General features: G+C 41.6%; 15 protein-coding genes. 6 read left to right on the forward strand and 9 right to left on the reverse strand.

The window, feature by feature from the left end:
• Positions 1-32: 32 nt before the first annotated feature.
• From CXF81_RS12170 to CXF81_RS12180, 3 genes are all read left to right on the forward strand, one after another.
• Positions 33-2,153: a 4Fe-4S binding protein gene (locus tag CXF81_RS12170; protein WP_101181618.1), complete on the forward strand. Its 2,121-nt coding sequence runs from the start codon at positions 33-35 to the stop codon at positions 2,151-2,153.
• 96 nt (positions 2,154-2,249) lie between these two features.
• The gene (gene nosP / locus CXF81_RS12175) at positions 2,250-3,389 is read left to right on the forward strand and encodes a nitric oxide-sensing protein NosP (RefSeq protein ID WP_101181619.1); all 1,140 of its coding nucleotides are present in this window, start codon (positions 2,250-2,252) and stop codon (positions 3,387-3,389) included.
• Positions 3,382-5,928, forward strand: coding sequence for a PAS domain-containing hybrid sensor histidine kinase/response regulator (locus CXF81_RS12180; protein WP_101181620.1), 2,547 nt, complete (start codon positions 3,382-3,384; stop codon positions 5,926-5,928). Before nosP ends, CXF81_RS12180 begins: the two co-directional genes overlap by 8 nt.
• Positions 5,929-5,964: 36 nt before the next feature.
• On the opposite strand, the gene CXF81_RS12185 is transcribed toward CXF81_RS12180, so the two are convergent.
• The 6 genes from CXF81_RS12185 to CXF81_RS12210 form a co-directional block, all read right to left on the reverse strand.
• Entirely contained in the window at positions 5,965-6,630 is a 666-nt protein-coding gene (locus CXF81_RS12185) for a response regulator transcription factor (protein ID WP_101181621.1), read from the reverse strand.
• A gap of 190 nt (positions 6,631-6,820) precedes the next feature.
• Positions 6,821-7,981: a porin gene (locus CXF81_RS12190; protein WP_101181622.1), complete on the reverse strand. Its 1,161-nt coding sequence runs from the start codon at positions 7,979-7,981 to the stop codon at positions 6,821-6,823.
• Between the two features lie 151 nt (positions 7,982-8,132).
• Positions 8,133-8,879, reverse strand: coding sequence for an ABC transporter ATP-binding protein (locus CXF81_RS12195; protein WP_101181623.1), 747 nt, complete (start codon positions 8,877-8,879; stop codon positions 8,133-8,135).
• A 1-nt stretch (position 8,880) separates the two neighbouring features.
• On the reverse strand, positions 8,881-9,654 hold the full coding sequence (locus CXF81_RS12200) for an ABC transporter permease (protein ID WP_101181624.1): 774 nt from the start codon (positions 9,652-9,654) through the stop codon (positions 8,881-8,883).
• Complete coding sequence (locus CXF81_RS12205) at positions 9,636-10,679, reverse strand: ABC transporter substrate-binding protein (RefSeq protein WP_232771909.1); 1,044 nt, start codon at positions 10,677-10,679, stop codon at positions 9,636-9,638. Before CXF81_RS12205 ends, CXF81_RS12200 begins: the two co-directional genes overlap by 19 nt.
• A 119-nt stretch (positions 10,680-10,798) precedes the next feature.
• Positions 10,799-13,132 carry a TonB-dependent receptor gene (locus CXF81_RS12210; protein ID WP_101181625.1) on the reverse strand — a complete coding sequence of 778 codons (2,334 nt, stop codon included), beginning with the start codon at positions 13,130-13,132 and terminating at the stop codon, positions 10,799-10,801.
• 339 nt (positions 13,133-13,471) lie between these two features.
• Here CXF81_RS12210 and CXF81_RS12215 point away from each other — a divergent pair, with 339 nt between their 5' ends.
• Complete coding sequence (locus tag CXF81_RS12215; protein ID WP_101181626.1) at positions 13,472-14,023, forward strand: tetratricopeptide repeat protein; 552 nt, start codon at positions 13,472-13,474, stop codon at positions 14,021-14,023.
• Positions 14,024-14,178: 155 nt separating this feature from the next.
• Here CXF81_RS12215 and CXF81_RS12220 read toward each other — a convergent pair whose 3' ends face one another.
• The 3 genes from CXF81_RS12220 to CXF81_RS12230 form a co-directional block, all read right to left on the reverse strand.
• Positions 14,179-15,411 carry an iron-containing alcohol dehydrogenase gene (locus CXF81_RS12220; protein WP_101181627.1) on the reverse strand — a complete coding sequence of 411 codons (1,233 nt, stop codon included), beginning with the start codon at positions 15,409-15,411 and terminating at the stop codon, positions 14,179-14,181.
• A gap of 25 nt (positions 15,412-15,436) precedes the next feature.
• The gene (locus tag CXF81_RS12225) at positions 15,437-16,825 is read right to left on the reverse strand and encodes a cytosine permease (RefSeq protein ID WP_101181628.1); all 1,389 of its coding nucleotides are present in this window, start codon (positions 16,823-16,825) and stop codon (positions 15,437-15,439) included.
• Between the two features lie 116 nt (positions 16,826-16,941).
• Complete coding sequence (locus CXF81_RS12230) at positions 16,942-17,850, reverse strand: polysaccharide deacetylase (RefSeq protein ID WP_101181629.1); 909 nt, start codon at positions 17,848-17,850, stop codon at positions 16,942-16,944.
• Between the two features lie 157 nt (positions 17,851-18,007).
• Here CXF81_RS12230 and CXF81_RS12235 point away from each other — a divergent pair, with 157 nt between their 5' ends.
• Together CXF81_RS12235 and CXF81_RS12240 are read left to right on the forward strand one after the other, a co-directional pair.
• Positions 18,008-19,522: an aldehyde dehydrogenase gene (locus tag CXF81_RS12235; RefSeq protein ID WP_101181630.1), complete on the forward strand. Its 1,515-nt coding sequence runs from the start codon at positions 18,008-18,010 to the stop codon at positions 19,520-19,522.
• Between the two features lie 94 nt (positions 19,523-19,616).
• The gene (locus CXF81_RS12240; protein ID WP_198556392.1) at positions 19,617-20,558 is read left to right on the forward strand and encodes a LysR family transcriptional regulator; all 942 of its coding nucleotides are present in this window, start codon (positions 19,617-19,619) and stop codon (positions 20,556-20,558) included.
• Positions 20,559-20,591: the final 33 nt, after the last annotated feature.

A 20,591-nucleotide genomic window follows, 5' to 3' on the forward strand; every position in this document is an offset into this window, starting at 1 on the left:
TTTGACACGTTTTGGCTAAAAGGTTTATATGTATGTACATAAAAACAACATACCTCGGTTTATGTATAACGATATTAATCTTTTTTATTAGTTTCACCGCAGTTTCTAAACCAGGTGACGTAACTGACATACCGCAACAAATAGTAGAAATATTTCCAACCGCAACTCGCATTGGCCCACCCGAGATTGACGTACCTGTTTTACCTGTGTATCAACTTAATCAATTATTAGGTTATATCTTTGAGACCAATGATTTTACCAATTTCATCGGTTTTTCAGGCGATCCAATTAATATTTTAATTGGCATAGACCCCAAAGGCGTGATGGTTGGTTTATCTATACTTGAGCATAATGAACCTATCTTCATCTATGGCTTAGGCGGGGTCCCTTTACTAGAGTTTGTAGCACAGTACAAAAATCATTCCATTAAAGAGCGCTACATTATTAATAGTCGCGATCGAAGTGCGCCTAACACCACGTATTTTGATGGTGTGACAAAAGCCACTGTGTCGGTATTGGTGGTGAATGACACCATTATTACTTCTGCGTTGAAAGTAGCGCGAGCAAAACTCGATGGTTTCATTGCCCCGAGCAATATGATGCTTAAACCAGATTACTTTGCTACGTTGACGTTTGCTGAGTTAGTTGACAGGCAGTTAATCAGCTCGTGGAAGATATCCAGGGAAGCGGCACTGTCCGATACTACCCTACCCAGTAAAGTGGTAGCAGCAATTAAAGCGGTGGGTCAAGACTCTGAACAATTTGTGGAATTGTATATCGCATTTATTAGTGTCCCGATAATTGGTAAAAATCTACTGGGTGAAGGCGAATTCGCGCGCCTACAAGAAGAACTTAAGCCCGGTGAGCATGCCATTATGGTCTTGAGCAATGGCGATTACTCCTACGTCAGTGATGAATTTATTCCACAAACAGTTCCAAGCCGATTATCGTTAACCCAAAGTGGACTGCCAACTGATATTAGGGACATAGATTTTTACAGTTATAACAAACCTAGCTTTATTACCACCATGCCTGATTATCGAGACATCCATGTATTGCGTTTAAAATCTCAATCAGGCTTTGAATTAAGTCGGGCTATGAATGTGGGACTTGGTATTAACTATAATGCTTCTTTTATTGATGTTCAGCAGTTTATATTTCCTTACAGCGTGAATTTATCAAGTGATATGTTTATCCTAAATCCGGATGCAATCGAGGTAACTCCTACGCCGTTATGGATGAGAATATGGCAAGATAGAATTGTCATTATTGGCATAACTTGTCTGTATTTGATTGGTTTAACGGTCTTATTTATCAAGCAAACGTCGGTGGTAAAACACCCTCGACTAACGCATGCAATTCGCGGTGCGTCATTGTTGTTTGTGCTCTTTTTTATTGGCTTTTATGCGCAAGGTCAATTGTCCGTTGTTAATATATTTACCCTACTATTAGCCGTCTATGATGACTTTAAAATAGAAGTGTTTTTATTAGATCCCGTGCTTTTCATTTTATGGGTTTTTGTCTTTATATCCTTATTTATTTTCGGTCGTGGGCTATATTGCGGCTGGCTATGTCCTTTTGGTGCCTTGCAAGAATTTGCCGGCATGCTGGCTAAAAAACTGCGGATTAAGCAGATTAAAATAAAACCGCAACATCATAAGTTTGGTCAAGCCATTAAATACGTCATTTTAGTCGGTCTAATTGGTACTTCCTTTGTGTCGCTAAATTTGGCGTCGAAACTTGCTGAAATTGAACCTTTCAAAACGTCGATCACCTTACAATTTGTTAGAACGTGGCCGTTTGTTCTGTATGCCGTCTTTCTATTGTTACTCAGTATGAAAATACATAAAGTATACTGCCGTTATTTATGTCCGCTTGGCGCCGGTCTTGCGATTATTGGCCGATTCCCGATCCTAAAAATGTTACGTCGCCGCAAGGAATGTGGAAGTCCCTGTCAATTATGTAAAACCAAAAAGTGTGAGATTGATGCCATCGAGAAAACCGGCGAGATCAATTATTCTGAATGCGTGCAGTGCTTAGAATGTGTCGTCACCATTGAAAATCCAACTATTTGCGTGGTTGATAAATATAAAGGTAAAAGGAAGCGGCCCTTAGGCAAGGAAGCGACTATTTTTGTCAGTAATGTTGAGTAGATTTGGTAAATTCTGCTAAAATACGTAATTATTTATTTGCCGTTGCTTGACCCACTCAAGCCAACAGAAAGTAATGTAAAATATGGACATTTATTTATGATAAGTACGAGTGCAATTAGTTCTGCAACTGACCCTCAAATAGCATGTAGTGAGCTTAAAGCTCAATTAGATTTATCGGTGATGACCACTATTATTTTCTATTGCGCTTCGTCATTTGATTTGAGCTTATTAGCCGACGCCATTAATTCACACTTTCCTGATAATGAATGTGTTGGTTGCACAACCGCTGGCGAATTCAATGGTGCGGGCTATGAAACCGACACCATTGTTGCTGTGGGTTTTCATGATAGCTGTTTTGCTATTCAATCTACGTTAATTGAAAACCTGACTGAATTCTCTACTTTCGACGCGCAAAAAACAATTAATTCTCTACGTGAATCTATCGCTGAAAAGGCACTGGCATGCATTGATTCTAACAGTTTTATTTTTTCTATAGTGGATGGATTATCAGCCAAAGAAGAAGTGTTTTTGACCAACTTAGATACCTTTACCAACGGGATTCCGCACTTTGGCGGTTCGGCAGGTGTCGGACTAGATGGCAATAAGACCCATGTATTTTACGACGGTAAATTTCGAACTTCAGCGGCGATTGTGATGTTTATTAATACGAAGCAAAAATTTTCTATATTTTCGGTCAACCATGTTGATCAATGTAGAAGTAAGCTAGTGGTCACTGATGCTGATGCGAGAACACGCCAGGTGTTCGAAATTAATGGTGAACCGGCCGCTTCGGTATATGCAGAATTAATGGGCCTCAGCGTAGATGAATTGGATGCAGAAGTATTTTCACTGCATCCACTGGCGGTAAAAATAGGCAGGGATTATTACATTCGCTCGATTCAACGAGTTAACAAGGCCTTCTACAGCTTATCTTTTTATTGTGCAGTGGATAAAGGTATTGTCTTAAATGAAGTATCTCTAGTGGACATTAATATGCCACTGCTTAAGAAATTAGAATCAATACGCAATAGCCTTGGGTCGCCACATATGGTGATGGGCTGTGATTGTTTCTTGCGTCGTATAGCGTCTGTTAGTAAAGGTGTAATCGACAAAACCCACGCTATTCAATCAGAGTTTAACCTGGTGGGTTTCAACGCGTACGGCGAACATATAAACGGACTGCACTTAAATCAAACCTTTACCGGTGTGTACATTAGCGAAGAAGCCTATGAATAATGACGCCTTAAATAGGTTTTCATCCAAGGATGAAGAGATTGACTATTTAAAAAATGAAAATAATAAGCTAAAAAAAATCAACGATGCATTAATTTTCAGAGTTGAGGAGGGCGCCACTAACGACGTACCCTACTCATCCTTCGAAAGATCGGTGAATCTGATGGTTCAAGTCAATCAAAAAACGCAAGAGCTTAATGATGCGCTATCAAAATTACAGCGACTCAATAAGAGCTTATCGCAAGCGAATAAAGCCGCCAATATTTTCAAACAACGATTTGTCGAAGCAATCGAAAGTATCACCGATGGCTTCGTGCTGCTTGACCAAAATGGCAATATCATTTTTCAAAATTCTAATTTTGAACGGTTCTGGAAAAATTCAGAACTCAGTCCAATAGAAGGATCGAATTATAATAGACTAAAATCGTTAGGTAAATTAAAAGGCACTATTTTAAGTATCACGGCTGACGATGACCCACAAAGTTCGGTTTACCATCTAAATAACGATCGCTGGTATCAGCTTAAAGAGCGCAAGACCCAAGAAGGCGGTGTGGTCATATTATTTACTGATATCACTCACATTAAAAAAGCTGAATCGCAGCGTTTTGAAATTGCTATTGCTGAGAAAAATGCCTTATTGCAAAGTCTGATTGATAATCTATCTCAAGGCGTACTGCTAATCAATCAAGATGACAGTCCAGAAGTCTGGAACCTTCAGTTTGAACGTTTTTGTGAATTAAGCACAGACACTATCCAAGAAGTCAGTCAAATACAAGATTTTACGGCTATTACCGAGCTATCCTTGTTAACCAATTCTAACCAGTGTGTGCATATTCAAGAGTTACCAAATGGCACCGTGATTGATGTGCGTCGGCATTTTTTAGCGGATGGAAGAAGCATTATTACCCTGGCAGATATCACGGAACAACATCAATACGAATTGTCTTTAAAAGAAAGTGAAATCTGGTTACGCACGATTACTGATAATGTTCCCGCCATGATTGCTTATGTAAACAATAAAAAGCGATTTATGTTTACTAACAAAGTGTATAACAAATGGTATGGGCAAAATGGCTCCGAACTTATCGGCAAGGCGTTGGAGGAAACACATCTATTCGATGATTATAAGCAGCTAGATGTGTTTATAAGTCGCGTGTTAGCCGGCGAGACAGTGACCTTTGAGAGTCGTGAATTTAATCATGATGGCGTTGAAAGTTACTTGCTCAAATCATATGTGCCCAATATCTCTGAGCAAGGTGAAGTGGTCGGTTTTTTTGTGTTAATTAACAATATTACAGAGCGAATTCTTGCTGCTCATGCGTTGCAGGGCGCAAACTTAGAACTTGAGGAGCGTGTACTGTTGCGCACTTTGGATTTGAAGCAAGAGGTTGAAAGTCGCAAAACTGCGCAGCTTAGACTATCTGACGCTATTCGTTCTGCTGAGTTAGCGAATGAGTCTAAATCTAAATTCTTAGCGGCAGTTAGTCATGATTTACTGCAACCTTTAAATGCAGCAAAACTATTTGCTGAATCGCTGTTTCATGACTTTGGACTGACTGAAAGACCGATACTCAATTCAATTAAAAATTCATTAAATGATTTGGAAAATCTGATCGTTACGTTAGTTGATATCTCCAAACTTGACGCTGGTTTAGTCAATCCGGATAAACAAATATTTTCCTTGAATTCTTTGTTAGAAAATATATCGAGGGACTATCAAAAAATATCCGTGCTGCACCTTATCGACTTCAGTTTTGTGCCGACCTCTGTTTATGTTGAGTCAGATAGCCTGTTATTGGCCAGAATTTTACGTAATTACCTCTCCAACGCTATTAGGTACGCGAAAGGTAAAAAAGTAACCTTAGGTTGTCGGCGCCGAGGAGATAACATTGAGATTCAAGTTTGGGATACAGGGGATGGTATTGCGCAAGAGAATTTACACGAAATATTCAAAGAGTTTAAGCGTTTAAAAGGCGCTGTGCATGCTCAGCATAGTTTAGGCTTGGGTCTTGCTATTGTTGAGAAAATGGCAAAAGTGCTCGACCATGTTATCAGTGTTAAATCTGAATTGGGTAAAGGTTCTTGTTTTTCGATATCATTACCAATAAAGAAAGTAGATCTCTCAATGGCCCATAATAGAGACCAGAGCACGATACTGAGCAGTCAGATATTAGGTGCCAAGATATGGATTGTAGATAACGATCTGGGTATCTGTGAAGCCATGCGCCTATTGATGACTCGTTGGGGTTGTGAAGTCATTACAGCCTCGTCATACGATGACTTAAGGGAGTTGGCTGACCTTGAACATGGTGAGTGTGATTTATTATTGGTTGACTATCATTTGGATAATGATCAAACCGGCATAGTGGTGGCACAACAAATCAATGAAAACAGGCGTGTGGCGATCCCCACCATTATGATTTCAGCCAACTATAAACAAGAGTTAAGAGAGCAATGTAAAGAAAACAACATTTTCTTTTTAAATAAACCGGTCAAACCACTCAAACTTAGAATGATTATGCAGCAGTGCATTCGTCAGTAATAATGTCCCTAGCAGGAACTGCTTCGCTGATATGACTTAGCGTTTGAGATAGGTATCAAAATCAATATTTGCACTGCCTATGACTACTTTCACCCGATTTGAGACACCGAGTTTCTTTAAAATTGAGGATACGTGTGACTTCACTGTTGTTTCTGAAATATTCATTTCATAAGCAATGTGTTTATTTGCTTCACCTTGATTGAGGTATTTGAGTACTATCAATTCTTTGCGAGTGAGTAACTGCATTTTTTCAGGTGAGATTTCACAGCTTTTATTGGATTTGCTACTTGGTGCCGAATTAGGCGCACGGATCAAATCGGATGGTAAACAAACATTACCGTTAAAAATAGATTCGAGAGAGTCAGCGATGGTATCTATACTGGAAGACTTCGAAATAAATCCCACAGCACCATATGAAATGGTTTGTAATATTTGTTGTTTCTCACTTTCCGCAGAAACGATAACGACAGGGATAGTGGGATATTCGTTGCGTAATTCTAATAAACCATTCAAACCAGCAGTGCATGGCATATTGAGGTCCAATAAAACCAAATCAAAGTCCATATTTTCTTTGATAATGCGATGAGATGCCTCTAGTGAATCGGCTTCTAAACAAACCGAACCAGCAAATCGATCACATATAATCCCCGAGATGGCCTGCCTAAAAATAGGATGGTCATCCACTATTAGCATCTTGTACATAACATCTGATTTACAATTTTTTAACTATCGTCATAGTACCATGATTTATCTTAACTGCTAACAAACTAAGACCGAAGTTGCATAAAATTATTTATGTTAATTTACAAAACGGGGTGTTTATTTCTAACACCCATAGCAGATGACTAATAATGTCTCAACACGCTGATGTGTTGAGAGATAAGAGTGGCGTTTAAAAGGTCACAACTGTGCCAATCGAGAAAGTCTTATTATCTTCTGCCAAACTAGTTATCGAGTTTTCAGACTCGGTATTGTTAAATTCGGCAACCATGATAATACCAGGGCGAACCGTTCTAAAATATCCCAATGCAAAGTTTTTGTGGGTAGTGATACCCGCTGCCATATTGGCAGTGTCTTGGTTTTCGGTTTCACCTGATGAAATCACAAAACGATTATCACCTGTGGTGTAAGATGCTTGTAATAAAGAACCGTCGGACTCATTCGACTCAGCGCCAACGATATTGTCTAAGCCAGCGACGTATCCGACACCTTCCGAAGAATAACCAGATGCGGTCAATGATAGGCCAGAGAATTTGACGTTTAATCCATATCCTAATCCAGATTGGTCTTGCTCAATGCCCTGTACTTCACTCGTTTGCGATAAGCCATTCAGCCAACCTTTGACGCCCACATTATTAAGTTCGGTGGTATACGAAGCTTCAAATTCGATACGTGGTGTGTCTTCTGATGAATCTGCAGCCGATTTACTTGGGTCCATTACACCAACGGCCACATTAAAACCGTTCATATCATTGGTTCGATACGTGATCTGTGCTTTGGGCATCGGATACGAATAACCTGTGGAGATGTTACCAAATGAGACGTTGCCGCCATCGACTAATCCAAACGTGTCCGAGGTTTGCCCATAACCAAGAAGTAATTCATCACCTAAAATATTGGTGCGGTTAAATAAACCAAAGTCTTTACCTAAGGTCACTGAACCCCAATCTCCGGACAATTTTGCATAAAATTGACGCACATCTATTAATGAGTTCGTGCCCAAGGCTGTTGCACCGCGACTGAGATCAGTATCGTTAATACTTACCCAAAATGAAGACCGTACTTCAATTTTCAAATCATCTAGTTGCTTACCGTAGTTAAAGCCAATGTTGTTAGGCAAAAATCCCATTTTAATTCGAGATTGATCACGGTCAGATACGGCACCGCTTATGTCGGTTGCTTCAATACTACTGTTGACATAAAAGATGTTAATCAAGCCGTCAGCAGAAAAGGTAGTTCCATCCTTGTTATAAATTTCAACCCCGGCATTGGCGTGCCAAGAAGTTGCTAATACAGCCGTAGCAATAAGACTTTTCGTTAAAGTAGGTTTCATAATAGTGTCCAAGTGTGTGTTTGTTATAGTTTGAACAAAGACTACGATTAATAAACACGCTTATGAATTCCACATATTGCTGATTTATAGAGTTAATTAGACATATCCTAAATGAGTAGCTCTTAGGGATGAAGAAAATACAACGGAAGTACTAACTTGTTGCCAGCGTCCCTTCCAAAATTTTTGGATGTTGGCTGAATAAGGCAGATTTCAGTGCTTGTTGGTGTTGCGATTCGTAGTCACCTGAGTGTTGTTGAGCTGACCTGTTTAATACTAGCTGGTGAATAATTGTCGACGGGCTGTTCGATAAAAACACAATTCGGTCCGCCATATAAAGCGCTTCATTGACATCATGAGTAACGAACACCATGGTTGTCTGATGTTGCTTAGCCATGTTAAGCAGCAGTGCTCGACATTTCATTGCGGTTGGTGAATCAAGCGACACGAAGGGTTCATCTAAGAGTAATAATTGTGGCTGGATCACAAAAGCACGGGCAATACTGGCGCGCCGCAACATGCCACCAGATAATGCATTAGGATAATGCTGTGAGTATGCTAATAAGCCAACTTGTTTGAGTACCTGTTTGACTAATTGCGGATTTGATTGTGGTAATACTAATTCAATGTTTTGTTGTAAGGTTAGCCATGGCATCAGACGAGGCTCTTGAAAAATATATCCTAAGCGAATGTCAGCTTGGCTAAACTTAACGGTGGCATTTGGGCTATTTAATAAGCCCGCAATGGTGTTAAGTAATGTCGTTTTACCGCAGCCTGACGGACCCACAATGCAGATAAATTCGGTTTCTTTGATTGCAAGGTCAATGTGATCAATTATGGTTTGAGAGCCGCTATCTTCGGAGTAAGATAATTGATTAATGTTAAGGTCTACTGAACTCATGTTAGCGCCCGCGCTGGATACGTAAATCAAAGGGTTTAAAACACACCAATTCAATCACAAATACGACGCCTATAAAGACCATCGTATAGGCAAGAATGCCTGCAATATCAAAGAATTGAAACATACTGTATAAAGCGAAACCGACGCCATCACTACGTCCTAAAAGTTCCACAACCAAAACAATCTTCCAGATCAGAGATAAGCCATTACGCGCAGATGCTAAGAAAAATGGATACAACTGCGGTAAATATACCGCGTGCATAAAACGATACCAAGATAGTTGGTAGACTTTAGCAACTTGGGCTAACTTTGTGTCAGTGGTTCGTGCTCCTTCACGTAACATGACCGCGACGGTAGGCACCTTGTTAATCACCACGGCCAAAATTGCTGCGGCCTCTACCAAACCAATCCAAATATAGGATAAAATAATGACAACCAGAGCAGGTATATTCAACAAAATAATCAACAAACTTTCACTAATATTGTTAAACCAAGCTTTCGAACCCATCGCAATGCCAAAAATACTGCCTATCAGCATGGCCAGTATAAAGCTTATCAACACACGGGCGAGGGTAATCAAAACGTTATTAATCAAATCACCTTCATGTGTATGATAATAAAGAGCTTGTAAGGTCTGCGTCAGTGATGGTAAGTCAGGCACGTCCAATAACATGGCGAAACCTTGCCACACAGCCATCAGTAGCGCAAATACACCTAGTTTGATATACACAGGTGCAATGGGCATTGTATGCGGATTTACGGCTTCGTTTGCCATACTTTCTCAGCTTCAGACCAATAGATATTAGGTTCAAATACATCTACCTGTCCCATCAATGCGTGTCCGCCGATGTCAGCGAAAATATCAAATAAGGCCTTAGTTGCAGCAATTTCATCAGCACCGAATTGGCTTAAGAGGGTTTGTGGGTATTGCGCTTTCAATATCATAAATACCTGCTTATTTTCAGCTTTGGTTAAGCCTCGAATACGCTCCCATTCGCCAGCGTCAGTGACCAGTCGTTGTTTAGCTGCCATAGATGCGTGCATAAAACTTTTTACTAAATCAGGTTCCCGCTCTGCCCAATCTTGTGCAAATACCCAACCCAACAAAGGCACATCACTGCTGATGTTGAGCTCAGTTAGCATCGTCATAACGGACAAAGATAAGCGGTAACCCGCTGCTTCTAGACGCGCATTATAATGCCAAAAATTAATAATTGCGTCTAATTCATCGGCTAGCATAAATCGATTTAATAAAGGAGGCGCGCCAAATTTGGGACTTAGGTGGGCGCTTAAATCCATTTTATTATGTTTTGCATACGCCTGTAGCAATAACCAATTTTTATCTACCGCGCCGCCTGCGACACCTATTGATTGATCTGTATTTCGAAGTAATTGTGCAATGCTTTTATCAGCGCGGGTATATACGCCTCCGGACGCTTTTGTTGTAGGCATCAATACGTAAGCTTTACCTTGCGAGCGCTGGCGACTGACCCAAAATAAATCGCTTAATATAATGTCCACCGCGCCACTTTGCAGGGCAACGGCCGACGCATTTTTACTGGCAAAATTGTGAACGTCGAGACTAAATCCATTAGCGCTATCCAATCCGTGATGCACAATCGTATCCATTTCCCAATTTATAGTACCAAACTGTAATACCCCCACTTTCAACACAGGCAATTCGTCAACAGTATTAGCATTGACAGGAAGGGCAAATATGGCGAGCGTTATCAGATACACGCAGTAGCTACTATAACGGCGTAGCCGTGGTCGCTTAATTAAATAACTATTATGTTTCATGCTAGGTAGCTCCACGCTGGCTTGTCATTAAAAAATAGATGGTGACAAGCGCTCTAATGCTGTGGCTTGTCCACCAGAGAATCGGTATTAGTAGCTCACTCTTTATTAGTGCCCACTCTTTAGGACGACGATTTAAATTTATATTGGACATTGATTGAGACTGTTCTGGGGTGTCCAACCCCAATAAAGTAGGGCGAATCAATACTCGGATAAATATCTTCCAGTACCTCGTCAGCTTCTCCGTAAGTGCCAAAGGTGTCATAGTCACTATCGAATAAATTATCCACACGCAAAGCAAAGGTCAACCGGTCATTAACAATATACTCTGAAAATATATTGACTAAGCTGTATGCGCCAATTTGTTTGTTTTCGTTCGCCTCATCACCACGATAGTATTGTTTACTGGCATATATAAATTGCGCACCCATGTTCCAACTATCCGAGTAGTAATAAATACCGCGTAATTTTAGTTGGTGCTGAGGTTGACCTGGGATTGTGTCACCCGCGGATACTTGACGATTCGGACCCAATGGATTCATAGGACTAAACGAAGTGAAGCCGGATTCAAAGGTCGCATCGAGATAATTGTAGGACGCACTTGTTGACCATTTATCAAATTGACGACTGACCGATAATTCAACACCGAGTCGTTGAGTTTTGTCGATATTGATAAAATAACCACGAGAAGAAGTTGTGCCTGCTTGTTGAAATATAATGTCGTCTACACTTTGTGAATGAAACACAGTGGCATTGTAAGATAGCGTGTCGAGTGAACCAACAAAACTAGCTTCTAAGGTACGCGTAACCACCTTGTTAAGCGGTGGGTCAGCCACAAATCCATTCGGTAAACGACATGGGTCATCCTCATCGGCGCAACTTAACTCGGCGGGACTAGGGACTCGTGTCGCTTGAGCATAGGATAGATTAAAGTTCGATACATCAGAAATGGCATACGTTAAACCGATGGCTGGATTAAAACTGGTAAAGCGATGATCGCCATTTAATGAACCTTCCCCTTGGTCAATCAAATCCCTCATTAGGATATGGTCCCGATTATAGCGCGCCGCTATATTTAAAGTCATCGCGGCACTAAGTTCGGTGACATTGGACACATACGCAAATGCCGTTGTTGTATCGACATCTAAACGCACCCGAGCTTCATCATCTAGTATACCGGTTAATGGAACCACTACGCGAGTGTCATCTGCAGTGTCATTAGCCAAGATACCAAAGGTACTATCGGCTTTATAATTAATGCCAGCGCGAATAGCACCCACACCATAAATAGTTTGAGATGGTAATGTTCCGAGCTTGAATGGCTGACTTAATTGCGCTGTCATTCCCCTACTTTCATTGCGCGCACGGCCAGTATTGTAGGTGCCATCAACCTCATCGGCATCAATATCACTAATTTGGCTAAAGGCTACGCCCTCATATCCTACAAAATTAACGGCTTGTGGCTCGTTATCATCCTCTAAATCACACAAAGTAATGAGACCTTGAGCAAATTCACAAGCACCATAATCACTGTCATCGCCATTAATTGATTGGGTTTCATTATCTCGATAAAAGGCATTAACGATCAGCTTAAGGGAGTTATTTAAGGAAGTATTAATATTAAGCGTAATAAAATTTAATTCATTATTGGTTTGATCCGGATGAGTATACACAGCAGAGCGGGGCTCAAATTCAAGCAATGCTTCTGGAATAGCCCCATTACCTAGCAACTCATTGTCAACATACAGCCACGTCAGATCAATCTGTGAATCGCTAGTGTGGTGCGATAAGGTAGAGAAAAATTGATTAACTTCACTGGGAGAAAAATCACGCCATCCATCTTCTTGGTATTGATTTGCCAGTACATAGAGTCCCCAATTACCTTGGTTCATACCACTTTGCAATGACCATTCTTTGCGACCGTATTGACCTACTGAGATGTCAATTGCCGTCTCTTCATAGCTGAACCCATTCTTGGTGTTTAAGACTAGCGCTCCGCCTAAGGTATTTTGACCAAACACAGGGTTTGAAGTCGAAAACAATAAAACATTATCTAATGCTTCTAACGGTAGCAGATCCCAATTAACGGTGTCACCGAAGGGTTCGTTAACACGAGTCCCGTTTAAGTAGATAGACAGACCTTGCGGTAATCCTAATAAAGGAGAGGCGGTAAAACCACGGTACTGAACATCGGGTTGAAACGGATTGTTCTGTACGTCATTAATGTTCACACTAACCAATTGGTTACGCATGATTTCAGCCAATGAACGCGACGGTAAGCGGTGCAATTGGTCGGAGGTCAGTATTTGAGTTTGCCCAATTATGGACTGCGTATCTGACAACTTACTCAGCGGGTTGCTGCCAGTAATCACGATTGTTTCCAGCGTATTTTGATCTGTATTCGCGTTCGCAAAAGATGTAATAACCAGTAAGCCTATTAAACATGCTTTTATCATATTTCTATCCCTGTTGACTGTCTTTGTAAGATAAAGAAACTGGCTTAAAATTACAATAAAATATGCATGCCGAGCATTTAATAAATAGCAATAAAACAAGCAATAACAATTGGTTATATAGATAAGTCCAATAGGACTACTACTAAGGTATGAATTATTTATAACTAATGATGACACAGTAAACGAGTACTATATGGTCAGTGAACAACCACGCTTTTATCGCCGATTAAATACCATGACCGGAGTAATGGCCTGCAGGGAAGTTCCACTTAATTATAATGGTCATCCGTATCGCGAATATAAAGTGAGTAAGCCGTTAATTTTACAATAGGAGTTTTTATGAGTTACATCCAAAACAGTTTTTGTTCGTTAGTGATTATATTCTGCTTTTGTGTTTCAGGTAGTGTCCATGCAGAGAACACCGGGGTTGGCGCTTTAAAAGCTTACGCTGTTTTCAAAATGGGCGATTATGAAAAAGCCTATGAACTTTGGAAAGAACTTGCTGATGAAGGTAATACAACCGCGATGAACAACATTGGCAATTTGTATGAAAGCGGACTTGGCTTTCCTCGTGATATGCAAATAGCAGTTCAATGGTATCGCCTCAGCGCAGAGGCTGGAGACCGCTTAGGACAACTTCATTTGGGAACAGCATATGAACAAGGTGCAGGGGTTCCTCGGGACAACCAACAAGCGGCTGATTGGTTTCGTAAATCTGCCGAACAAGGGGATCCTGATGCACAATTCAATCTCGGCGTAATGCTGATAACCAACTACGGAACCGAACTACCAGCCTCAGCCAAAATGCTTGAAGACGCGCGTCAATGGCTAGAAAAAGCTCGCTTACAAAATCACCCAGAAGCGAGAATATTTTTGCAAATGTTGCCGTGAAATTGATGGTAATTAGACAATTTTCTCAACAAACTTGAGTGAGGTTAATGTGCGATAGTATTAATATTTGAGGCTGAACATAGGCTCGATGTTACTTACTATTCATTCACATTGCGGTAATCTGCAGGTGATAGGTAAGATTATTTAGATTTTGGTTAGCCATTTCGTTTTCCTGTAAGTGCATTGCGATAAATCTGCTTAGCGTCGTCAAGTGAAACGACTTTTGGGTTATTGGTGAGTAGGCGTGTCTGTTGAAGTGCATCGTTTGCTAGTGAATCAATGTGCTTTTCTTCAATACCAAGTGCAGCCAACGAATCTGGCAGTTGCAGTTTGGCTATTAATTCGTGTAGGAAGTGTATGAGGCGGTCCGTAGTGTGTTTATTATTAGTATCTGCGCGATCATTGTCAGCGGCACCATTGTCAGCGGCACTATTAGCAAGATTATTGAGAGCATCATCACCATGCATAATATGTGTTGCGAGCTCAGCATATAGGTCAGCGCAATGGCTTTTATTAAACCTCATGACATGAGGTAGCACGAGCGCATTACTCAAACCATGTGGTATATGGAATTGCCCCCCAAGTGGATAAGCCAGCGCGTGCACAGCCCCAACCGGTGCATTAGCAAATGCTTGTCCAGCCAAACATGAGCCTAGCAACATGGCTTGACGAGCTTCTACATTTTGGCCATTAAACGTCGCTTCAACAATGTTTTTAGAGAGTAATTCGAGGGCATTTTTCGCCAACATATCTGACAGTACATTCTTTTTAACCGCGCTGGTGAAAGCTTCAATAGCATGCACCATTGCATCGATGCCAGTGGCCGCTGTAATGTGCGATGGTAGGCTGACAGTTAAACTCGCATCCAATAAAGCAATGTCGGGTAAAAGTTGAGCTGAAACAATGCCAGCTTTAGTTGTTTCACCAGTGGTCACAATTGATATCGGTGTCACTTCTGAGCCAGTTCCCGCCGTCGTTGGAACTAATATTAAGGGCAATCGCTTACCGTTGATATTATCTACGCCATATATCTCGGTAATGCTTTCATCTGAATTTGCTAATAGTGCGACTAGCTTTGCGGTATCCAACGAGCTGCCACCACCGAGACCAATCACACCATCTACTCTTGACTGTTTTGCATAATCTACAGCCGCAACAACCACTGACTCAGGCGGGTCCGCGACAACTTTATCAAAATACCAAAACTGCATTTGAGCATCATTAAAAGCGCTTAAGATAGGCGCTAGTAAGCCGTTATCAATAATTCCTTGGTCCGTCACTATTAATGGTCTGGTGATATTCAGCAAATGACACAGTTCTGCAATTCTTGAGGTAGCACCTATTTCACTAACGATGGACTTGGTGGTAGAGAACACGAAGGACTTCATTGTTTATCCTTATCAAAACGACTAGTTATACTTTATCTTTATCTTTATTTTTATCTTTAACTTTACTATTCAATGCACTCACGCCATATGTTTTTCCGCTCATTTTGGCTACGTGAAATAACACAAAGTAAGCGAGCATAGATGCTAACAGACCCAATAATGATGGGAACATCCAGTTAAGGCCGGGAATGACTAAGCCCTGACTAGCGGCATAACCCATACTTGCTCCAACCAGGTAAGCTACAGCGGCAACGGGGTTCCATTTAGGTAAGCGTGATAAATATTCGGCTTGATAGCGTCGTTTGTTTATGAGGTAGTAGTCGATAATAACTGGGCCAATTAGCGGCGGCACTAGACTGGCTAATAAACCAATCCATTCTAAGAAATATTGGTATACACCTAAGCCCAAGATCGTACCTAAGAGTCCGCATATTACGGTCATTAACTTTTGCGGTTTACGAAATACGCTGGCAGTTTGCACTACAGGCAAATAGAGGTTGGCGTCGCCGGTGGTCCATAGCGCTAGACTCATTGCGATTAACCCAATACCGCCAATAATGAACCCTTGTTGCAGCATGTAGGTGGTGAACTCGTAAGTGTCTGAGACGATGCCGCCCATCGAGCCAATTAGTTGTAAAAACCATTGGGAAATTATTAACACGACAAACGGAATAGCCAGTGCAACCCACGCTTTTTTCGCAAAGCGAGTATATTCAGCCATGACTATTGCCCCCACAATCCATGACCCGACGACTAAGTTAATTGCTTCGGTCATGCTGATCGGAGCTAACGAGGATTTTTGCGCTGACATAGCAATAAAGTTCTCCCAGCCGCCTACTTTATCAATATTCAACCATGCGGCATAAATGCCCACAACAATAAGTAATATCACCGAGGGCATGCTTACTTTTTCCAACGCCGATACACCAAAGTAAGTGGTTACTGTGTATAACAGACCTGCAAATATTGCGACCGCATAAAATGTTGGACTATCAAAAGATTGTGCCCAAGTGAACCCAAAAGCACCAACTACGATGCCCTGCCAGCCAATAGTGAGCAGTGCAATACATAAAATTGGAATATACGCACCCATGTTTCCATAGGCAAACCGATACAGTAGTCCACTGTTACAAGCAGTTTTGTAGCCTATATAGCCAACGAGTGCGCCTATTATAAAGTTCATAAAGTTGCCAGCAAACGACGCTATCAGTAAATCGGGGTAGAACGGTATACCTTTACCCAGTGCTCCCCCGGTTAATAGTCCGGTAACCAGAAAGCCCCAACCAAAGGCGAGTGACAACAGCGGCAAAGTATCGCGGCGCTGCTCAGGACGCAGCGGGCTGTGAGGATTATCGTCACTGTTAGCCGCCTCACGTTCATCTACCGTCCACCAAGATGATGCTTTATTTTTCATCACTTACTCCCTTTCCTTATTTATTACACACCTTTTTTACCGCTATTTTACCGCTATTTTGGCTCAGCTGTTTTGGCTCAGCTGTTATGGCTACATTTGTCTAAACCTAAATTTGTTTAAACAATATGCCCTTCATTATTTTCCACATACCATTTTGCAATTTCTTCGCGTGTCGCAAACCAAACATCTTTTTGCGATTTAGCGAACTCAAGAAACTCTCGAATAGCCGGCATACGATAAGCGCGACCGGAAACATGCGGGTGCAAACCTAAATTCATCATTCGTCCGCTACCACTCTCAGTTGACTCATTTAACAATTCAGTAAGTTCGCACTTCAAGATATCTACAAATTGATCGTTAGTATGGGCGCGGCGCGTCATTAGAGTGAAGTCATTGATCTCGTTCGAATAAGGGATAGAGACAATCGGCCCATGCTTGGTGTCAACTAAGTAGGGTTGGTCGTCGTTCATTAAATCGCAATAAAAAGTCAGACCTTGGTGTGCAATAATGTCGCAGGTGTTCAATGTGCCGCGTAATGACGAAGACAACCAACCTAAAGCCGGTTTTCCCATCGTCTGCTCATACACATCCAACGTCGCTTTTATCACGTCACGCTCTTTGTCGGGGTCATGTGCAAAATTAGTCAGCAGCTCGCCTTGCTCATAGTTGTGAGCCAGCAGTTCCCAGCCATTTTGTTTAACCACATCTATTATTTCGGGCAATTCTAAGGCAGTTTTTGCATTCATTGTGCAACTGAGTGGAACTCCCATTTTCTCAAAGCAGTTAAATAACCTCCAAATGCCTACTCTTTGTCCATACTCACGCCATGTAAAGTTAGGAAAGTCAGGCACATTGCCCGGCATTAGGTCAGGTAAAATAGAAGGACCACCGGCATAATAAGGCTTCTCGGTGTCTTTAATCATGTCCCAGTATTCCAGGTTTGCTGTAATGATCAGTGCAACTTTTGCATTGTTTGGCCAAGTTAGCTTTCCACGGGATGGCATTGACGAAAACGCGTAATTCATAATAGATCCAAGTAAATAATTTCTTATTTTTATACACGATAAACGCGGCATATTGTGCTGCTATAACAAAATTGCATCACTGTGATCACTATTTGCATGAGCTTGTGCTCAACAGGCTATCTACAATCAACTGGTATATTTTTAAAAGGAAATTACCATGCAGCTTGATCTAAATTCTGTTAAACCTACCTCACAAGCAACTCGTTTATTCTTAGCTGACAAAGATAAAAAGATGTTACTCCACAATGATTGGGTAAACGCGCAAAATGGTGCCGTCATTGACACTCAAGATCCCGCTACTGGCGAAGTGCTAGCGACTATTCCGCAAAGCAGCATTGAAGATGTTAACGCAGCAGTCGCGTCTGCCCGTAGTGCATTCAAAATCGGTGTGTGGAATGGCATGGTGCCCAGCGAACGTGCAAAAATTTTGTGGCGCATAGGTGAATTGATTGACGCCAATATCGACGAATTAGCGGAACTTGAAACACTTGATCAAGGAAAGCCTATTGGCGTTGCCAGATGGGCAGAAATACCCGGAGCGGCTGAACAATTCCGTTATTTTGCAGGTATGTGTAGCAAACTGGAAAGCGCGGTAATTCCAAGCTCAATAGCCTATCAACCTGCGGGCAAGCGAGTGCATTCTTATACACTGACTGAGCCGGTCGGAGTTGTTGCAGCGATTACTCCTTGGAACAGTCCTTTGATATTGACCGCAATGAAACTTGCGCCGGCACTATGTGTTGGCTGCTCGGTGGTATTAAAGCCAGCTGAAGACACCTCACTGACTGCACTACGTTTAGGCGAATTATGTGTGCAAGCTGGGTTACCGCCAGGCGTTTTGAATATTGTTACGGGCTACGGTCATATTGCGGGTCAAGCCTTAGCTGAGCATATGGACGTAGATAAAATTAGTTTTACAGGCTCGACTCAAACTGGACGCAAAATTCTCGATGCTGCCAAAGGTAATCTAAAACGAGTGACCTTGGAGCTCGGTGGCAAGTCGCCGATGATTGTGATGGATGATGCTGATTTAGAGTTAGCTATTCCCGGCGTTGCCAATGCCGCTTTTTTCAACGGCGGTCAAGTATGCGTGGCAGGCACCAGATTATATGTACAAGAAAACATCGCTGATGCGCTTTACACAGGTATTGCCAAATATGCTAAAAGCTTGTCTATGGGGCACGGCTTAGACCCAGTCACTCAAATGGGCCCGTTGGTGAATCGCATACAAGCAGACAAAGTTTTTAATTACATACAAGGCGGTTCGGCTGATGGTGCGCATATATTGACGGGCGGGCAGCAAGGTGGCCCGAATAACACTTTTATTCAGCCTACAGTGCTTACACAATGTACACAGCAGATGAAAATAATGAAGGAAGAAGTATTCGGGCCCGTATTAAGTTGTATGACTTTTCGCAGCACTGAAGAAGCACTGGCTCTGGCCAATGATTCTGACTATGGCTTAGCAGCAAGCGTGTGGACCCAAAATTTGAGTCATGCTCATCGCTTTGCCAGCGACCTTGAGTCGGGCACCGTGTGGATAAACTCGCACCTAATGTACGATCCATCTTTGCCGATTGGTGGTTACAAGCAATCAGGGTGGGGGCGCGAAAGTGGCATGGGTGCGGTAATGAATTATATGGAAACTAAAACGGTTTGCGCGATATTGTAATAATTAAACCCACCCTTTAAATTAAACTTAATGACATATTTTTATATCATTAAGTTTAATAATGTTTTATTCTTTGCCATCAGTGAGGTGGCAAATGAATATTCGACAACTTAAGCAATTTATCTCTATTGCCCAGACAGGCAATATCAGCCGTTCTGCTAAAAATCAGAACATCAGTCAACCAGCGCTTACTCGGAGTATTCAAAATCTAGAGCATTGCTTTGGTGTTGAATTGATTGAACGAAAAGCTAATGGCGTATTTTTAACTATTTACGGCCAGCATTTTCTCGATTATGCCCGTAACATGGTAAATGACGCCCAACGGGCAAAGCGCGAAATATCAGCTATGCACTCTGGTGAACGCGGCACATTATCCATTGGAGTCGGTCCTGTATTTAGTGCAGGGTTCTTATCAACTACCTTAGACCGACTGCTAGCCAAAGGTCCACATGTGGAAGTGAGGCTAGTAGAAGGGTTTGTTGAGAACCTGTGTTCAGACTTGCGTGCAGGTAAGCTAGACGCGGTGTTAAGTTTATTCCCAGACTCATTTGATACCAGCGATCTATGTTTCAGTGGCTTGTGTGAGGTGGAGTCGGTTCTAGCTGCAAGTGCTAACCACCACTTAGCCAACGTCACAAACGTTTCAAAAAAGCAATTAGCCACGAGCAACTGGGTTATTGCTGATCAAAAATCGGTCACTAGTTTATATCGTGAATTTCTAGATAGTGTAGATACACACACTAAAGTACATCACATCCGCGCTAATTCTATGCGATTAATAAAAAACCTTGTTCAAGAGTCTAATTATTTGACCATTCTTCCGCGCATATTAATCGAGCCAGAGTTGGCTGCAGGCAGCATGGTAGTTATAGACGGTCGCATGAAGCCATGGGTATCTGTGGGCGGCATAGCGAGCAGAAGCGGAGGCTTTCAAGCTGCGGTCTTAAAAGATTTTATAGGCATTATAAAGGAAGAATTTAGCTTTACACGAGACAGGTTAGCTTTAGCTGAATCTACCTTTATTCCGAGCACTTAATAAACGTATATTTTATATTAAAAAGGACAAGTT

The organism is Glaciecola sp. 33A, assembly GCF_002836745.1.
Lineage (GTDB): Bacteria > Pseudomonadota > Gammaproteobacteria > Enterobacterales > Alteromonadaceae > Glaciecola.

What these genes read in the sequence shown, in the direction of transcription:
- CXF81_RS12170 (WP_101181618.1), top strand. Translation starts at nt 33, where the DNA reads ATGTACATAAAAACAACATACCTCGGTTTATGTATAACGATATTAATC.
- nosP (WP_101181619.1), top strand. Translation starts at nt 2,250, where the DNA reads ATGATAAGTACGAGTGCAATTAGTTCTGCAACTGACCCTCAAATAGCA.
- CXF81_RS12180 (WP_101181620.1), top strand. Translation starts at nt 3,382, where the DNA reads ATGAATAATGACGCCTTAAATAGGTTTTCATCCAAGGATGAAGAGATT.
- CXF81_RS12185 (WP_101181621.1), bottom strand. Translation starts at nt 6,630, where the DNA reads ATGTACAAGATGCTAATAGTGGATGACCATCCTATTTTTAGGCAGGCC.
- CXF81_RS12190 (WP_101181622.1), bottom strand. Translation starts at nt 7,981, where the DNA reads ATGAAACCTACTTTAACGAAAAGTCTTATTGCTACGGCTGTATTAGCA.
- CXF81_RS12195 (WP_101181623.1), bottom strand. Translation starts at nt 8,879, where the DNA reads ATGAGTTCAGTAGACCTTAACATTAATCAATTATCTTACTCCGAAGAT.
- CXF81_RS12200 (WP_101181624.1), bottom strand. Translation starts at nt 9,654, where the DNA reads ATGGCAAACGAAGCCGTAAATCCGCATACAATGCCCATTGCACCTGTG.
- CXF81_RS12205 (WP_232771909.1), bottom strand. Translation starts at nt 10,679, where the DNA reads ATGAAACATAATAGTTATTTAATTAAGCGACCACGGCTACGCCGTTAT.
- CXF81_RS12210 (WP_101181625.1), bottom strand. Translation starts at nt 13,132, where the DNA reads ATGATAAAAGCATGTTTAATAGGCTTACTGGTTATTACATCTTTTGCG.
- CXF81_RS12215 (WP_101181626.1), top strand. Translation starts at nt 13,472, where the DNA reads ATGAGTTACATCCAAAACAGTTTTTGTTCGTTAGTGATTATATTCTGC.
- CXF81_RS12220 (WP_101181627.1), bottom strand. Translation starts at nt 15,411, where the DNA reads ATGAAGTCCTTCGTGTTCTCTACCACCAAGTCCATCGTTAGTGAAATA.
- CXF81_RS12225 (WP_101181628.1), bottom strand. Translation starts at nt 16,825, where the DNA reads ATGAAAAATAAAGCATCATCTTGGTGGACGGTAGATGAACGTGAGGCG.
- CXF81_RS12230 (WP_101181629.1), bottom strand. Translation starts at nt 17,850, where the DNA reads ATGAATTACGCGTTTTCGTCAATGCCATCCCGTGGAAAGCTAACTTGG.
- CXF81_RS12235 (WP_101181630.1), top strand. Translation starts at nt 18,008, where the DNA reads ATGCAGCTTGATCTAAATTCTGTTAAACCTACCTCACAAGCAACTCGT.
- CXF81_RS12240 (WP_198556392.1), top strand. Translation starts at nt 19,617, where the DNA reads ATGAATATTCGACAACTTAAGCAATTTATCTCTATTGCCCAGACAGGC.